Source organism: Desulforhopalus sp. IMCC35007 (genome assembly GCF_005116575.1).
Taxonomy (GTDB): Bacteria; Desulfobacterota; Desulfobulbia; order Desulfobulbales; family Desulfocapsaceae; genus Desulforhopalus_A.
Window position 1 is genome coordinate 18,205 of record NZ_SWCN01000002.1, and the last position, 14,646, is coordinate 32,850.

Here is a 14,646-nt window from a genome sequence, read left to right on the forward strand (position 1 = left end):
CTACTCCTTCACAGGGATCAGCTCATTTTTCTTCATCACGGCCATAACGCCTTCAGTTGCCGTGACATCATTTGCCTGTACCCTGGTTCCCGGCCGGATTTTTGCCAGGCTGTTTACTATAACCCGCTCACCTCCAGCAAGTCCCCTGACAATAACTGCGTACTGCCGGGTTTCAAAACCCCTGCTCACATCAACACGCTTTGCACTGTCCGTCTCGTCTACCACATAGACAAAACTACCCCTCTGATCCTCCTGAATAACACCCGGATCAAGCATCATGAATGCAGCCTTATCTGTTACAAAAAGATTCACATAGACAAAGGTGCCCTCTAAAAGCTTGCTTTCTGGGTTGGCGACCGTGGCCCTCATGGTGATGGTACCCGTCATGGGATCAACCTGGTTATCATTAAAATCAACCACGCCCTTGAAGTAACCGCGATCCATGAGTTTTGCGTAATTGTTGGGAACAGTGACTCTGGCATCCAGGATTTCTTTCGATTTATACTGCTCAACGAGCTGATACTGCTCTTCATTGGGGTTGAAATAGGCGTGCATGGGATCATCACCTATGATTGTCGTCAAAAGTGTTTTGTCACTGAAACCCACAATATTGCCGACATCAACATTCTTTCGGCTGATCTTTCCTGCAATGGGTGAGACAACATCGGTGTAACTCAGATTAAGAAGTGCCTCATCAAGAGCAGCCCTGCCTGCTTTGATTGCTGCCTGCAGCTCACCTACCCGCGCTTCATTTTGCTCCAGGGTCACACGGGGGGCAAGCCCCTCTGCGACAAGAGGTCGATACCGCTCAACATCTGCTTTTGCCAGTTTCAGCGAAGCTTCATCGCTTTCAATTTTAGCCCTTGCTTTTGCCACTGCAGCCTCATAGCTGTTTTTCTCAATGACAAAGAGTTTCTGTCCTTTCTCAACGTGAGCTCCTTCCTGAAAAAGAACTTCTTCAAGCTTTCCTGCGGCCCGAGCCCGAACCTCCACCCGCTGGCTCGCTTCCGTTTTTCCTGTATATTCAAGCCAGATAGGAACATTTTCACTCTTCACTGTTACCACATTCACCGACAGTGGCGGTGCTGCTGGCCGGGAGCTCTGCTGCTTTTGTTGCTCTTCAGTGCAGCCGCTGAAAATCATGCATCCGGCTAATATGACCATCGAAATACATCTTAGGAACATTGGAAAACCCCTTAGCAAATTTAAGCGCTATTCTTTGTCGCTGAAAAATCTTCATCAGGAGAAATCAAAGAGAGCTTTACCTCACCCATCCTATATGGTAGGAAAACAATGATATCTCCAGTAAACACTAATGTTATCAAGGAATAAAAGTCAACCAGAATACGACTCTTACTATGAGTTATAAGCAATATAGACGGATCCGTACCGGCCCCGATCCCAAGGAGTTCACCATGCTGCTGAGGTCACTTTGCATCATCTGTTGCCTGTTTTGTGTTGATGTGGCATCTGTTGCTGCTGCTCAAAAATTGTATCTTCGAGATTTTCTTGACCTTGCCCTGGACAAAAACCCCCAGCTGGAAATTGCAGTACAGCAGTACCGGCAAACCAAGGGAAGGATGACACAGGCGACCGCAGCCTATCTTCCCCACCTCCAGCTTGGCGTATCTTTAGGCCGAAACCACTACGACAAACTTTCCCCTGTGGATGAAGACAATGTCGCAGGCGCAGGTATCAGTGCATCCCAGCTTATTTACGATTTTGGCCAGACCACAGGCATAATTGAATCGAGCAGACTGACAGAAGAGGCTGCCCGCTCAAATATAGAACAATATCTGCATAATGTGGTACTGCAGGTGAAAGAGTCCTACTATAACGTGCTGGAAAAAAGGTACCTGATAGAGGTTGCAAGAGAACAAAAAGAGAGCTACGAACAGCACCTCCACAGAGCCAGAAAGTTCTATGAAGCCGGAATTCGTACCCAGATTGACATAACCAACGCTGAACTCGAACTTGCCAACGCCAGACTGGAACTGTTACGCGCCAAAGCTGATTTACAGTCTGCCAGGGTGGAACTTGAACAGGTAATAGGCACAAAACCAAATAATGGCCAGTACCTCGTTGCCAGCGACCAGGAGGTTGACCTTAACAACCTCAGTAAATCTGCACCGGTTCTCCCCTACTCTCTCTCCCAACTCCTCGCAATTGCACCAGATCACAGGCCAGGACTGCGGCAGATCGAGAAACTCTTCTCTGCTGCTGAAGCCTCACTCAAAGCGGTGCGGGGAGAAAACTGGCCACTTCTTGGAGCAACGGGATCCTACGATGGCTATGAAACCGACCTGGAAAACATCCCCGATCAGTGGCAGGTTACAGCAACTCTTACCTGGGATATTTTTTCAGGTTTCGAAACTGAAGGGAAAATTGCCGAGGCAAGGGCAAAAATGCTCGAACTCGGGGCATCCAGACGGGAACTGGAGTTATCGATCATTAAAGATATCACCGACCACCATCTCCGTGCTGTCGAAAACTATGAATCCATCGAGATTGCAGGCCTCGCCACGAGCCTTGCCCAGCGCAATCTTGAGCTCGCTGAAGGCAGATATCAGGCAGGCCTTGGCGATATGGTAGAATACAACGATGCCCAGCTAAACTACACTTCCAGCCGTGCTGACCTGATTTCAATTTATTTTGCCTACCTTACCTCCATTGCCCGTCTCGATCAGGCTGCAGGAATCGACCCAGGCATTCCACCTGGGACCCTGGAGATATTGCTCAAAAAATAATTCACTCCCTCTGCAGCCAGCGCAGCACAGCCTCACTCACCCCTCCTTCGTTGTTGGAGACCACGGTGGAGTAGAGATCCTTGAGCTGTTCCGGTCCATTGGCAACAATATAGCTTCCACCGGCCCAGGCGAGCAGATCCTCGTCGTTGTAATCGTTACCCACAGCGCAGGTTTTTTCTCTGGAAACAAAGAGTTTTTCAGCCAGCCAGGCAACCGACTGACTTTTTGACACAGCTGGATCAAAAATCTCAATCCAGCTCGAGCTGCCGTCAAGTGGGGAGGTCGCCCGAATTACGCTGTACTCTGGAAACTTCTGTGCCAATCTGGCGGCAACCTCCTCTCCCTGCTGGCCGGGTACTATGCAGAGCACCTCAGTGGCACTGCCCGTCGGTTCCAGTGGGCCTGTGGGAAGCGCCGAGGCGAAATCTTGATAGATGCTGAGCCGTCTTGAAAAATCAGGATTTTCAGTGCCATGAAAACGGTAGAGAAAGTGGTGTGTTTCAGGTATGGGTCTGTGTACCATATAGTCAAGTGCAGACTGCTCAAGATATTCTGCAATCTTCATAACATCCTGTTCATCAAGAGAGATGCTTTTGAGTAGCGCCTGACCGGGATAGTCGAAGATTCCTGCGCCTGTGCAAACAATCATAAAATCTACGGCGAGCAGATTCTCTTCCCCCCTCATTTGGAGGGAGTCCAGCATCTTATACAGCGAGTATTCGGATCGCCCGGTGGCTATGGCGGTGGCATAGCCTTTTTTTCGCAGTACCTGCAATGCAGCGAGATCTTTGGGGTTGAACCTCTTCTCATCTGTGAGAAGGGTACCATCAAGATCTGTTACAAATAATCCCTTATACGTTATTTTATTTTGCATTGAACAATAAACCAACCCACAAAAAAGTAACCACCTCACCAGAGGAGAATTACCCTCCTCTTCTAAAAGTAAAATGGTTACCAGATTATCTTTGGTTTGTCAGTAGCCAACAACGTGGTATTGCAGTTGCGACGATAATCCTTTACCAGCTCTTACCCCTGCCTCTTTTCTGGTAATCTCTCGGGGAGTGATTCTCAACCATCAAGACAACCTTTCGCACAATAAGGTTGCCATGCAATCCAATCTGCCATTCTCCCTGACTGTTTTTTGAAGGGTTCCAAAGGCGAATCCGATCAAAGGAAGAACGGTCACTATTATGAAACCTTCGCGGGTTCCCATCAACTTCGGCCATTGGTGTTACCCAGTTTCCCACCCGAAGCTCTGCCCCTCCCCTTCCCTTCTTCGACTTTGCAACCAAAACAACATTGTGCAGTTCAAGACGAGAGAGATTCAGCCATGGGTATTGTTCCTTCAGACTTTTTTTGAGGAAAATAGTAGCACCCTCACCCTGGTACCCACGGATATGACTATCATTAAAATCAAGGACAAATTGTTCAACCATAGCCATCGCGCCCAATGGACTACTCAGCAAGATTACTACGGTCGCAGAAAGGATCTTTGCTAAATATTTCTCTCTCCAATTACTTTTAGAGGAACCGGCATCTTTTGCTCTGGAGTTTTTCAGGTTTTTCATAGTGCACCTCGCAGTTGAATGTGAATGAAAATGTATCGTGCTTCATGGCTTCACTCTATGCGAGGCGAGCCTCCCTGTCAGTGGACAACGGGTGACATTGCCCGTATTTAGGGGCATGTCGACCCGATGTCGAGAATAACGACGCCGCCGAGGCTTTCCAGAGCTTTGTTGAAATTACGGATTATCATCCCAACCGACAGACCGAGGTGTTCTCAGCTCCTCAAGCACATATACAGTCCGCCAGCGTCATCAAGCAAAAAGCAAACACCAGCCCGGCTGAGGTTGAAAAAACATTGGGGATTATTATTCTGCTATCAAGAGAAACCATTTTAATCCGACAAACCAACACCGGCCAAAGACAATGCCTATTCCTAAACCACACCACCTCATTTACGGCACTCTTAAAGACTATCTGACCGGAGATGAGCTCACAGACACGGATGATGAACGTATTCGCCAGGAACTCTGCAGGATGATGGTTGAAGAAAAAGGCTATTCGCCAGATCAGCTGCAAACCAGACTCACCATAGAAACCCTTTTCTCAAGGTGTTTTGTCACCTCAACTATTGAGCTCACCGTCTTCCACCAGGGGCTGGCATCCATGATACTGCGCTATGGCCCCGGTTCACTGGTGAGCCGGGAAAGATCAGCCATTGCCGCAGCCAGGGTTCTCGTCCCTGACCACCAGATTCCTCTTGCAATCGTTACAAATGGCAGAGATGCCGAACTTTTGGATACTAAAACTGGCAAGATTCTAGGATATGGGTTACATTCAATTCCAGACAGTGAAACTCTCCCGCACCTCCTTGAAAACGTGTGTTATCTCAAACCATTAGAAGGAAAGAGGCGAGAAAGAGAGCTACGAATTCTCAATGCCTTTGATGTTGAGCGCTGCTGCTACTGAGTCAATCCTGGAAGAGCCATCCCAGCCGTTCTGCCGTGGATTAGAAGAATTATGATCAAATATATTAAGGGATAATTATGTCTACTGGACCTGATAATTGGACAAAATCAAGTTGGAAAAAGTTTACAGCACTGCAACAGCCAAACTGGCCGGACCAGGATGCTGTAGATAAGGTTCTCACTGACCTTAGTACCCTGCCTCCACTTGTTTTTGCAGGGGAAATCCGCTCACTCAAAGAACTTCTCGCAAAAGCTGTGACCGGTGATGCATTCCTGCTTCAGGGTGGTGATTGTTCTGAAAATTTTTCCCATGTCACAGCGCCAAACATCAGAGAGACCTTAAAGGTACTTTTGCAGATGGCGGTTGTTCTTACCTACGCGGGTGGTAAGCCCGTTGTAAAAGTTGGCCGGATTGCAGGCCAGTTTGCCAAACCTCGATCTGCTGACATGGAGACCATTGACGGCATTGAGCTTCCCTCCTACCGGGGGGATATGGTCAACTGTGCCGAGTTTACGCCGGAGTCACGAGTCCCCAACCCTAAATACATGCTCAAAGGCTATAACATGGCGGCCTCAACCCTGAATCTTCTCCGGGCATTTACCAGAGGCGGGTTTGGGTCCCTGCAACGGGTTCAGGCATGGAATCAGGAATTTGTTGCCGGCTCACCTCTGGGCAGAAGTTATGACCGCCTGGGTAAGCAGATCAGCCAGGCAATCCGGTTCATGGAAACCATCGGGATATCCGCTGATACCCCGCAAATAAACCAGACCCAGCTGTTCACCTCCCATGAGGCCCTTCTTCTCCAGTACGAGGAGGCTATGACCCGTCAGGATCATATCACCGGAGACTGGTATGACTGTTCCGCCCACATGCTCTGGATTGGTGAACGGACCCGTCAACTTGATGGTGCCCACGTAGAATTCCTCCGGGGTGTTCACAACCCCCTTGGCCTTAAAATCGGACCAAATTACGACCTGGATGATGTGAAAAGGCTTGTTGAGAAACTCAATCCCCATAATGAAGCGGGCCGCCTCACCATTATCACCCGTCTCGGCATGAAAAATGTGGAAAAGGTGCTCCCGCCACTGCTCAGAGAAATGAAACGGGAAGGACAGAATATCGTCTGGAACTGTGACCCAATGCACGCCAACACCTATACCGCCAAGACAGGGCACAAAACCAGAAACTTTAATGATATTCTCTCGGAGATCACCTGTTTCTTTGAGACCCACTGGTCAGAGGGAACCATTCCCGGCGGTATCCATCTCGAAATGACCGGTAATAATGTAACTGAGTGTACCGGTGGAGCCCACAATATAAATGATGAACAGCTCTCCAGTAATTATCTCACCTCCTGCGATCCACGGCTCAATGCAGAACAAAGCCTTGAGGTCGCCTTTCAGATAGCTGATATGATCCGCAGTTAATCATAGATTTCTTTGTCTTTTGAAGCGCCTGACGGATATCCGTCGGGCGCTTTTTTCTTTTCGAAAGGTCAACAGCCTTAAGCAATATTACATTTCAGTAATGTTTCTTGACGCCTCATCCTTCACGTTTACCTTTTCTCCTAAGTAAAAAAAACACCGATTTCATAGAGCGCAGAAAGTGAAATTGTTCACACACGCGAGTGAAATCAATTAAAGGAGAAAATACAATGAACAGAAAGAAGGTGGCGCCAACAGGATTGGGCCTTGTCACATTTTTCTTCTTCTGCATTACCCTTGCAGGAGGTCAGGTTTTTGCCAAAGGGGACCTTAAAGACGACATTACTATTTTGGATCAATCATCCAAAGCCTTTGTCAGTGTGGTTAAAAAGGCCATGCCGGCTGTGGTTCATATCAAAGTGGAAAAAACCACCAAAGGTAATTCGAATGGCAGTTCCGGAGCTGAGGAGATGTTTAATCATCCCTTCTTCGAACAGTTTTTTGGACCCCAATTTCGCCAGCGGCTTCCACAGCAGCAGGATTATGTCCAACGCGGCCAGGGTTCCGGCTTTATTATCAATAAAAAAGGTTTCATCCTCACCAATAATCATGTGGTCGATGGAGCAGATACCATCCAGGTCATCCTTTCTGACAAAAGAGAGTTTACTGGAAAAGTTGTGGGAACCGACCCTCAAAGTGATGTTGCTCTCATAAAAATCGAAAATGCGGTTGACCTGCCGGTACTCCCTCTTGGCGACTCTTCTACGTTAGAGGTTGCTGAGTGGGTTATTGCCATTGGTAACCCCTTTGGCCTCAGCCAGACTGTAACGGTTGGAGTGGTCAGTGCCACCGGAAGGTCCAGTGTCGGCATCAACGAGTATGAAAACTTTATCCAGACAGATGCGGCAATCAATCCGGGTAACAGTGGTGGTCCGCTCATCAATGCACAGGGAGAGGCTGTTGGCATCAACACAGCACTCTTTTCAAAAACCGGCGGCTATATGGGCATTGGCTTTGCTATCCCCATAAATATGGCGAAATCCATTGAGAAACAACTCATGGAAAATGGAAAAGTGACCAGGGGATGGCTTGGCGTGGTGATTCAGAATGTTGACAAGGATCTGGCTGAATCCTTTGGCCTGAAACAGGCAGGAGGCATTCTCGTCAGTGAAGTCCAAGCAGATTCTCCAGCCAGTGCGGCAGGTCTCAAGCGTGGTGATATCATCATTAAACTCGATGATGCTACCCTTGAAGATGTGTCGGATCTGCGCAACAGGATAGCCCTTATTACACCGAACAGTACGGCAATGCTAGTGGTCATTCGTGACGGCAGAGAAAAGAAAATACAGGTTACAATTGGTGAACAGCCATCGGATTTTGATCAACATGGCAGCGTGACGGGTGTTAAATCACTTGAAGAATATGGTCTCGCCCTGCAGGAGTTGACAAAAGAGCTTGCCGAACGTTTTGAGTTCGAAATGAACAGTGGTCTTATTGTCAGTAGTGTAGAGCCGGGAAGCCCCGCCGCAAAGGCAGGCATGAAGCCTGGACAACTGGTGGAGGAAATTAACAGGATACCTGTGAGTAACCTTAAAGATCTCAACAAGATCTTAAGCGAAACCGGGAAAAATGATAAGATTCTTCTCAGGGTCCGATCCGGTAACTATGCAACCTATATCGTACTCGGAGCAAAATAATACAGAAATCAGGTGATTTCAAAAAACTCCTTCCGTCTTTGTATCAGGCGGAAGGAGTTGCTATTTGGTCTTGAGGTCTTTTGGAATCTGCACCAATTTCCTGGCGTCTGGCGTTGGCAATCTGCTCAAATATTTTTATGATTACCGGCAGATTTTCAAAATCACTGGTGGATATTCTTCTCAGCACCACATCCGTCTTCGCCCGTACGGTGGCTGTGCGTTTTTTCTCTGTGCCAAAATAGGCCATTTCGCCAAAAACCATGCCGGATTCCATGGTGGAAAGCAGCTCATTGTACCCATTAAACGTTTCGGCGGTCCCGGAGACAAGGTAGTAAATTCCATCCGGAACGCTGTCTATTTCAATGATTACGTCACCGGCATTTTTCCACTCCAGTCTGAAGAATCGCTCCCATCTGGTATCAACCACCAGGCTATGATAAAAGTCAGGGTTCATGGCCCTCATCAGCTCTTTGGACAGATGAAAAAGACGCTCCCCCATTGAGTCCCTTTTCTTTTCCATGAGCTTCATGCCGCTCCTGTCAAAGTCACTTGCCGGAAAGGGAGTTTCGCGTATATATTCCAGAATTCTATCAATGCCGATATCTTTGCGGCCAGTCATTTCTATAAAATAATTCTGAGTTTCCAGCAATTCATCACGTACTTTGGGGAAATTTGGCCGTATCCCCAGCTGGAGATTCCCGGTGAAAAACTCCATTGCTTCATTCTTCATAGAGATAAAGGTGCGGAGCTTTTGCTGATCGATGTCAGGGCTGCAATGAATCCCTGGCTGATAGATGGTGAAAATGTTCATCGGATGAAGCACACTGGTCAGACTGACCTTGGCGATATTGACAATATCCTGATCAAAACCCTGCTGGTATCTGGCCACTTCCCGGTCCATGAGAAGGGTGGTTCCAAAGTAACCGCACAACTCTTCCAGCCGATTCGCCACGGCAAAACTTGCACCAAATTTTGCCATTTTAGCGCCAATCTGTGCCTCGGTAATCTCACCGAGCAGAATACCCATCCTGGTGGGAGCAAGGGCTCCCCCCTCTATCGCTCTGGCCATCTGAAGTGCGGCCTGCAGTGCCCGGGTGCAGACACCTGAACGATCTTCCCCCTCACGTTTATCAAAGATCATCAGACTGCCATCGCCTGCAGACGGCTCACTATCAAGGGGAAAATTTTCTTCGCAATCCGTTATCTCATGGATGCGATCATGATATTTAACGAGAAAATCTCTGATTTCAACAGGGGTCATCCCGGAAGATATTTGCGAATACTGGACCATATCCGCCATCAAAATAACTACTTCCCTTTCCGGTCCATTTTTCTGCATTTTCAAAACCCTACCTTAATAACTTCACGGACAGCACCTATCATTTTCGACAGAATAAAGCGACAGCCGGATCTAATTCATCAACCCGATAAAGGTGATGACCGCTAAAACGACAACAAAAAAAACAGCGACCTTTACATTGACACTGTGATCTTCATGATGCTCATGGTGGGAATCTGACATAATCTCTCCTTCGTACCGTTGAAATACATATCTTTGGCTGATTCATGTATGCCAAAGTGCTCATTTCTACCAGGACATTTGTATAACATCATCAATATTACCAGCCATTTTACTTGAATACAATATCCATCAATTGGTGCATATTGGAGATACCCACGAGTTCAATGGTCGGCTTCCAGTTTAACCGCTCTTTATTGCTGTTAGGTAAAATGATTCTTGAAAAGCCAAGACGTTGAGCCTCCCGAACCCTAACATCTATCTGACCCACAGCCCTTACTTCGCCTGCAAGGCCAACCTCCCCGCAAACAACCGTATTTGAAGGAATGTTTTTTTCAAGAAGACTCGAGGCAAGGGCGCAAATTACCCCAAGATCCAAAGCGGGCTCATCAATACGTATCCCACCTGCGATATTTAAAAAGACATCGTTGCCATACATATCAAGGCCCGCTTTTTTTTCCAGAACAGCGCACAAAAGAGATAAGCGCTGCTGATCGGCCCCAATTGCGGTGCGCCGTGCGGTTCCAAGATTGGTCGGACTGACAAGAGCCTGGACCTCAACGAGAATCGGCCGGGTTCCCTCAACACTTGGCAGAACCACGGAACCGGGTTCATTTAAAGGGCGCTCTGCCAGAAAGATCTCAGATGGATTGGAAACCTGAACCAGCCCTTCTTCCTTCATCTCAAAAACCCCGATTTCATTGGTGGAACCAAAACGGTTTTTGACGGTCCTTAGAATTCGGAAAACATGGCTTCGGTCCCCTTCAAAATAGAGAACCGTATCGACCATGTGTTCCAGCACCTTCGGCCCTGCAATAGCACCATCCTTCGTTACATGACCTACTAATATAACGGGAATATTTTCCTTTTTGGCAAACCCAACCAGCCTATAGGCCGATTCTCTGACCTGGGTCACAGAACCGGGAGAGGAGGCGACGTCGGCACTGCTCAAGGTCTGAATGGAGTCAACGGCCAGAAGCGCAGGCCGCATCTCTGTTGCCATGGCAATGATCTGCTCGACTCCGTTTTCAGTTGCGAGAAATTCACCGGGATGAATGACACCTAAACGATTGGCCCGCATCTTGATCTGTCTTGCGGATTCTTCCCCTGATACGTAAAGGACTTTTCTATCTTTTCTGGCAATTGATTCGAGCAGGTGCAAAATAAGCGTTGATTTCCCAATACCGGGCTCCCCGCCAATGAGAACCACAGAGCCGGGCACAATTCCACCGCCGAGAACCCGGTCAAGTTCCTCAATATCTGTGGTCATTCGCTCTTCGTCGCCATCGGGAGCAAGATGGAGGGCTACCGGTTTTCCTGGAACAATTTGACCGCCACCCTTTGGTGCTACGACCTCCTCGATCAGGGTTTCCCACTCCCCACATTCAGGACAACGGCCCAGCCACTTGAGACTTTTGTAGGCGCACTGCTGGCATATATAGATTGTTTTGTTCTGCTTTTTGCCTGATATACTCATACTCGCTGCCCGTTGGGACTACATGGAATGTCTTAAAGCAAACCTTTACAGATAAGGAAAAAGACCTATAATTTGAATGCTTTGAAAAGATGATACTGAAATATACCACCCAAGCACCGAAGCGTTGGCCAGTACCTGGGGGTTAGAAAATACTCAAAACAATCTTATCTTTATACCAATAAATATGATGGAAAAGCAACACCATGTAGCTTCACGTCCAACCGCAGAGTGGCAACCTCTCAGGCGCAGCCTCTGGCTGATCATCAGTCGTAAATCTCTTTTTGTATGGAGCTCAGTCCTGGTTCTGTTTACCATCCTGCTCACCTGGATTGGTTATCAGTTAACCATCGATTTTATGGACGGACTCTCCGCTCAAGTTCTTTCAGCAGCCCCCTCCCCGGACACAATGCTCGGCTGGGTTGAAAATAAGGCATTGGTGGCCGGTAACTGGCTCTATCACATCGTTTCCCGAATCCTGGCCTTCTACCTCGCTTTTCTTCTCGCCTACAGCCTCACAACCCCGGGTTATGCCTTTCTCAGTATCTCGGCTGAAAAAATCTTTGCAGGGGAAGACTTTGATCCCGACGCAAAGTTTTCTTTTGCTGGTGTACTGATTGATATTTTTGAGGGACTCAAAATCGCTTTTTTCGGTATCCTTGTCACTATCACCGCTCTTTTTGTCAATTTTATCCCGGCAATCGGTCAGGTTGCAGTGTTTCTCCTCTACACCTATTATTCGGCTCTGATGTTCATCGATTACCCGGCCTCCAGGCGAAGATGGACTCTTAGAAGAAAAATACGCTGGCTCTCCAGACATTCCAGTCCTTCCTTTCGAATCGGTGTACTGCCGGCTCTTATCAGCATGATTCCTCTGATAAACATCTTCGCAATTGCAATTTTTTTCCCCGTGCTGACGGTGCACGCAACTCTTAATTTCTCTGCTATTGAACTGGCGCAGAAACGACATTCAAACAGCACCACAGGAGAAACCTATGGCCCATGAAATAGAGAAGAAATTCCTGATAACAAACAATAGCTGGAGGGCTCTCGGTACAGGAAAAGACTACTGCCAGGGCTACCTTAATTCAGGAGAGGGGGCAACCCTTCGAATACGTACCATTGGTGAGAGAGGAATTATCACCGTCAAAGGGCCCAATGAAGACGGCAAAAGACTGGAATTTGAGTATGACATTCCCTATCAGGACGCACGGGAAATGCTTGACAGTCTGTGCCGCAAACCCCTTATAGAAAAAACCAGATACAAAGTACCTTTTGCAGGATTTACCTGGGAGATCGATGAATTTAAAGGAGAAAATGCCGGGCTCATTTTTGCGGAGATCGAACTCGAAGCCGTCGACCAGTCCTTTGAAATTCCTGATTGGATTGGAGAAGAGGTCACAGGAGATGTACGGTATTACAACGCAAATCTCGTCAGTTACCCTTTTTCACAATGGAAGAACTCTCAGCGGGGAAAATAAAGTTCATTATTACCAAATATTGTTAAATCTGTTTTACTATTTAGCCGTAACCGTCTAGTATGGGGAGTACTTTTCATCGTGAATATAGGTGCTACCTGTAAATACTAGCGCAAACTCAGACCATTGTTTCACAGGGGGGTCTGTTACTTCCAACAAAGGAGATTAGAATTATGCGTAACACGAAGAATCTGATTGCAGCATTCTGCGGCGCCACCATGCTGTTGGCATCAATGAATGCGAGTGCGGCCGGAAAAACTCTGGTTTATTGTTCAGAGGGAAGTCCTGAGGGTTTTAACCCTGCTTTTTATACGGCAGGAACGACCTTTGATGCCTCATCACGCCAGATATTCAATGGTCTTGTTAAATTTGAAAGAGGTACCACCAAAGCAATACCCGGTCTTGCTGAAAGCTGGGATATTTCAGATGACGGTATGGAGTATACCTTTCACCTTCGTAAAGGCGTAAAATTCCACACCACTGCAAAATTCACCCCTACCCGCGATTTCAATGCAGACGATGTACTCTTCACCTTTATGCGCCAGTTAGACCCCAACCATCCGTTCCATAAAGTCGGCGGTGCAACCTATGAGTACTTCAACAGCATGTCTATGCAGACCCTTATCAAGGAGATCGTCAAGGTTGATGACTACACCGTAAAGTTTATACTCAACCGTCCTGAGGCTCCTATGATCGCTAATCTGGGAATGGACTTCGCCTCCATATTCTCAGCCGAGTATGCTGATGCAATGATGAAAGCCGGTACTCCAGAAATCATCGACTTTGAGCCCGTAGGAACCGGTCCTTTCCAACTGGTTGCATATCAGAAAGATGCGGTAATCCGTTACAAGGCAAACCCTGATTACTGGGAAGGCAAAGCACCAATTGACAATCTCGTTTTCGCCATCACTCCTGATGCGTCTGTTCGCTATCAAAAGCTGAAAGCCGGCGAGTGTCACGTCATGCCATACCCCAACCCTGCAGATCTCGAAGCAATGAGAACAGATGCAGACATCAACCTGCTCGAGAAAGAAGGTCTGAATGTCGGCTACATGGCATATAACACCAAGATGGCCCCTTTTGATAATGTTAAGGTCCGCAAAGCGCTGAACCAGGCTATCAACAAGAAAGCAATTATCGAAGCGGTATTTCAGGGCGCCGGTAAAGAAGCTAAAAACCCTATTCCACCGACTATCTGGTCCTATAATGATGCCGTTGTCGATGACATGTATGATCCAGCTGCAGCCAAAAAAGCCCTTGAAGAGGCTGGCGTAAAAGATCTGTCCATGAAAATCTGGGCTATGCCCGTACAGCGTCCATACAATCCTAATGCACGGCGTATGGCTGAGTTGCTCCAGGCGGACTTTGCTGAAGTTGGTGTAAAGGTCGAAATCGTCTCCTACGAATGGGGTGAGTACCTCAAGCGTTCCAAAGATATGGACCGTGATGGGGCTGTCCTCCTCGGTTGGACCGGTGATAATGGTGATCCTGACAACTTCCTCGCCGTACTTCTCGGCTGTGATGGGGTTGGCGCTGCTAACCGTGCCCAATGGTGTTATCAACCATTTGAAGACGCAATTCAAAAAGCTAAAGTTGTCGCTGATCCTGCAGAGCGAACCAGACTTTACGAAGAGGCTCAGGTTATCTTCAAAGAGCAGGCTCCATGGGCGACCATCGCTCACTCTGTTGTCTTTGAACCAGTACGTAAAGAAGTTGTAGATTTCCGCATCGATCCTTTCGGCGGCCATATCTTTTACGGTGTTGACCTGAAGTAGGATTCTTAGCCACAATAGAGGCCGGGTAACCTTTACCCGGCCTTTTTCTCGCTAAAATCA

Annotated in this window: 12 protein-coding genes; 7 read left to right on the plus strand and 5 right to left on the minus strand. The window is 47.7% G+C overall.

Annotation, left to right across the window (positions count from 1 at the left end; all coding sequences use genetic code 11):
* Positions 1 to 1,164, minus strand: coding sequence for an efflux RND transporter periplasmic adaptor subunit (locus tag FCL48_RS01930; RefSeq protein ID WP_169309037.1), 1,164 nt, complete (start codon positions 1,162 to 1,164; stop codon positions 1 to 3).
* 251 nt (positions 1,165 to 1,415) lie between these two features.
* Between FCL48_RS01930 and FCL48_RS01935 the strand changes: the two genes are divergently transcribed.
* Positions 1,416 to 2,747, plus strand: coding sequence for a TolC family protein (locus FCL48_RS01935; RefSeq protein ID WP_169309038.1), 1,332 nt, complete (start codon positions 1,416 to 1,418; stop codon positions 2,745 to 2,747).
* Position 2,748: 1 nt separating this feature from the next.
* Here FCL48_RS01935 and FCL48_RS01940 read toward each other — a convergent pair whose 3' ends face one another.
* Together FCL48_RS01940 and FCL48_RS01945 are read right to left on the minus strand one after the other, a co-directional pair.
* The gene (locus FCL48_RS01940) at positions 2,749 to 3,621 is read right to left on the minus strand and encodes an HAD family hydrolase (RefSeq protein ID WP_136870562.1); all 873 of its coding nucleotides are present in this window, start codon (positions 3,619 to 3,621) and stop codon (positions 2,749 to 2,751) included.
* Between the two features lie 142 nt (positions 3,622 to 3,763).
* Complete coding sequence (locus FCL48_RS01945; RefSeq protein ID WP_136870563.1) at positions 3,764 to 4,315, minus strand: hypothetical protein; 552 nt, start codon at positions 4,313 to 4,315, stop codon at positions 3,764 to 3,766.
* Between the two features lie 361 nt (positions 4,316 to 4,676).
* Here FCL48_RS01945 and FCL48_RS01950 point away from each other — a divergent pair, with 361 nt between their 5' ends.
* The 3 genes from FCL48_RS01950 (at position 4,677) to FCL48_RS01960 (ending at position 8,340) form a co-directional block, all read left to right on the plus strand.
* Complete coding sequence (locus FCL48_RS01950; RefSeq protein ID WP_136870564.1) at positions 4,677 to 5,219, plus strand: type I restriction enzyme HsdR N-terminal domain-containing protein; 543 nt, start codon at positions 4,677 to 4,679, stop codon at positions 5,217 to 5,219.
* Between the two features lie 77 nt (positions 5,220 to 5,296).
* Positions 5,297 to 6,646: a class II 3-deoxy-7-phosphoheptulonate synthase gene (locus FCL48_RS01955; protein WP_136870565.1), complete on the plus strand. Its 1,350-nt coding sequence runs from the start codon at positions 5,297 to 5,299 to the stop codon at positions 6,644 to 6,646.
* Between the two features lie 227 nt (positions 6,647 to 6,873).
* A complete protein-coding gene (locus tag FCL48_RS01960; protein ID WP_136870566.1) occupies positions 6,874 to 8,340 on the plus strand; it encodes a DegQ family serine endoprotease in 1,467 nt (488 codons plus the stop codon).
* A 43-nt stretch (positions 8,341 to 8,383) separates the two neighbouring features.
* On the opposite strand, the gene FCL48_RS01965 is transcribed toward FCL48_RS01960, so the two are convergent.
* Together FCL48_RS01965 and radA are read right to left on the minus strand one after the other, a co-directional pair.
* Positions 8,384 to 9,679: a cyclic nucleotide-binding domain-containing protein gene (locus FCL48_RS01965; protein WP_136870567.1), complete on the minus strand. Its 1,296-nt coding sequence runs from the start codon at positions 9,677 to 9,679 to the stop codon at positions 8,384 to 8,386.
* 292 nt (positions 9,680 to 9,971) lie between these two features.
* Positions 9,972 to 11,336: a DNA repair protein RadA gene (radA, locus tag FCL48_RS01970; protein ID WP_169309039.1), complete on the minus strand. Its 1,365-nt coding sequence runs from the start codon at positions 11,334 to 11,336 to the stop codon at positions 9,972 to 9,974.
* 184 nt (positions 11,337 to 11,520) lie between these two features.
* Between radA and FCL48_RS01975 the strand changes: the two genes are divergently transcribed.
* The 3 genes from FCL48_RS01975 to FCL48_RS01985 all read left to right on the plus strand — a co-directional run bounded on the left by FCL48_RS01975 (position 11,521) and on the right by FCL48_RS01985 (position 14,586).
* On the plus strand, positions 11,521 to 12,339 hold the full coding sequence (locus FCL48_RS01975) for an EI24 domain-containing protein (protein ID WP_240744713.1): 819 nt from the start codon (positions 11,521 to 11,523) through the stop codon (positions 12,337 to 12,339).
* The gene (locus tag FCL48_RS01980) at positions 12,329 to 12,814 is read left to right on the plus strand and encodes a CYTH domain-containing protein (protein ID WP_136870568.1); all 486 of its coding nucleotides are present in this window, start codon (positions 12,329 to 12,331) and stop codon (positions 12,812 to 12,814) included. Before FCL48_RS01975 ends, FCL48_RS01980 begins: the two co-directional genes overlap by 11 nt.
* A gap of 215 nt (positions 12,815 to 13,029) precedes the next feature.
* Positions 13,030 to 14,586 (plus strand): ABC transporter substrate-binding protein, encoded by a 1,557-nt coding sequence (locus FCL48_RS01985; protein ID WP_371418654.1) that lies wholly within the window; start codon positions 13,030 to 13,032, stop codon positions 14,584 to 14,586.
* The last annotated feature ends 60 nt before the right edge of the window (positions 14,587 to 14,646 follow it).

What these genes read in the sequence shown, in the direction of transcription:
- FCL48_RS01930 (WP_169309037.1), bottom strand. Translation starts at nt 1,164, where the DNA reads ATGGTCATATTAGCCGGATGCATGATTTTCAGCGGCTGCACTGAAGAG.
- FCL48_RS01935 (WP_169309038.1), top strand. Translation starts at nt 1,416, where the DNA reads ATGCTGCTGAGGTCACTTTGCATCATCTGTTGCCTGTTTTGTGTTGAT.
- FCL48_RS01940 (WP_136870562.1), bottom strand. Translation starts at nt 3,621, where the DNA reads ATGCAAAATAAAATAACGTATAAGGGATTATTTGTAACAGATCTTGAT.
- FCL48_RS01945 (WP_136870563.1), bottom strand. Translation starts at nt 4,315, where the DNA reads ATGAAAAACCTGAAAAACTCCAGAGCAAAAGATGCCGGTTCCTCTAAA.
- FCL48_RS01950 (WP_136870564.1), top strand. Translation starts at nt 4,677, where the DNA reads ATGCCTATTCCTAAACCACACCACCTCATTTACGGCACTCTTAAAGAC.
- FCL48_RS01955 (WP_136870565.1), top strand. Translation starts at nt 5,297, where the DNA reads ATGTCTACTGGACCTGATAATTGGACAAAATCAAGTTGGAAAAAGTTT.
- FCL48_RS01960 (WP_136870566.1), top strand. Translation starts at nt 6,874, where the DNA reads ATGAACAGAAAGAAGGTGGCGCCAACAGGATTGGGCCTTGTCACATTT.
- FCL48_RS01965 (WP_136870567.1), bottom strand. Translation starts at nt 9,679, where the DNA reads ATGCAGAAAAATGGACCGGAAAGGGAAGTAGTTATTTTGATGGCGGAT.
- radA (WP_169309039.1), bottom strand. Translation starts at nt 11,336, where the DNA reads ATGAGTATATCAGGCAAAAAGCAGAACAAAACAATCTATATATGCCAG.
- FCL48_RS01975 (WP_240744713.1), top strand. Translation starts at nt 11,521, where the DNA reads ATGATGGAAAAGCAACACCATGTAGCTTCACGTCCAACCGCAGAGTGG.
- FCL48_RS01980 (WP_136870568.1), top strand. Translation starts at nt 12,329, where the DNA reads ATGGCCCATGAAATAGAGAAGAAATTCCTGATAACAAACAATAGCTGG.
- FCL48_RS01985 (WP_371418654.1), top strand. Translation starts at nt 13,030, where the DNA reads ATGCTGTTGGCATCAATGAATGCGAGTGCGGCCGGAAAAACTCTGGTT.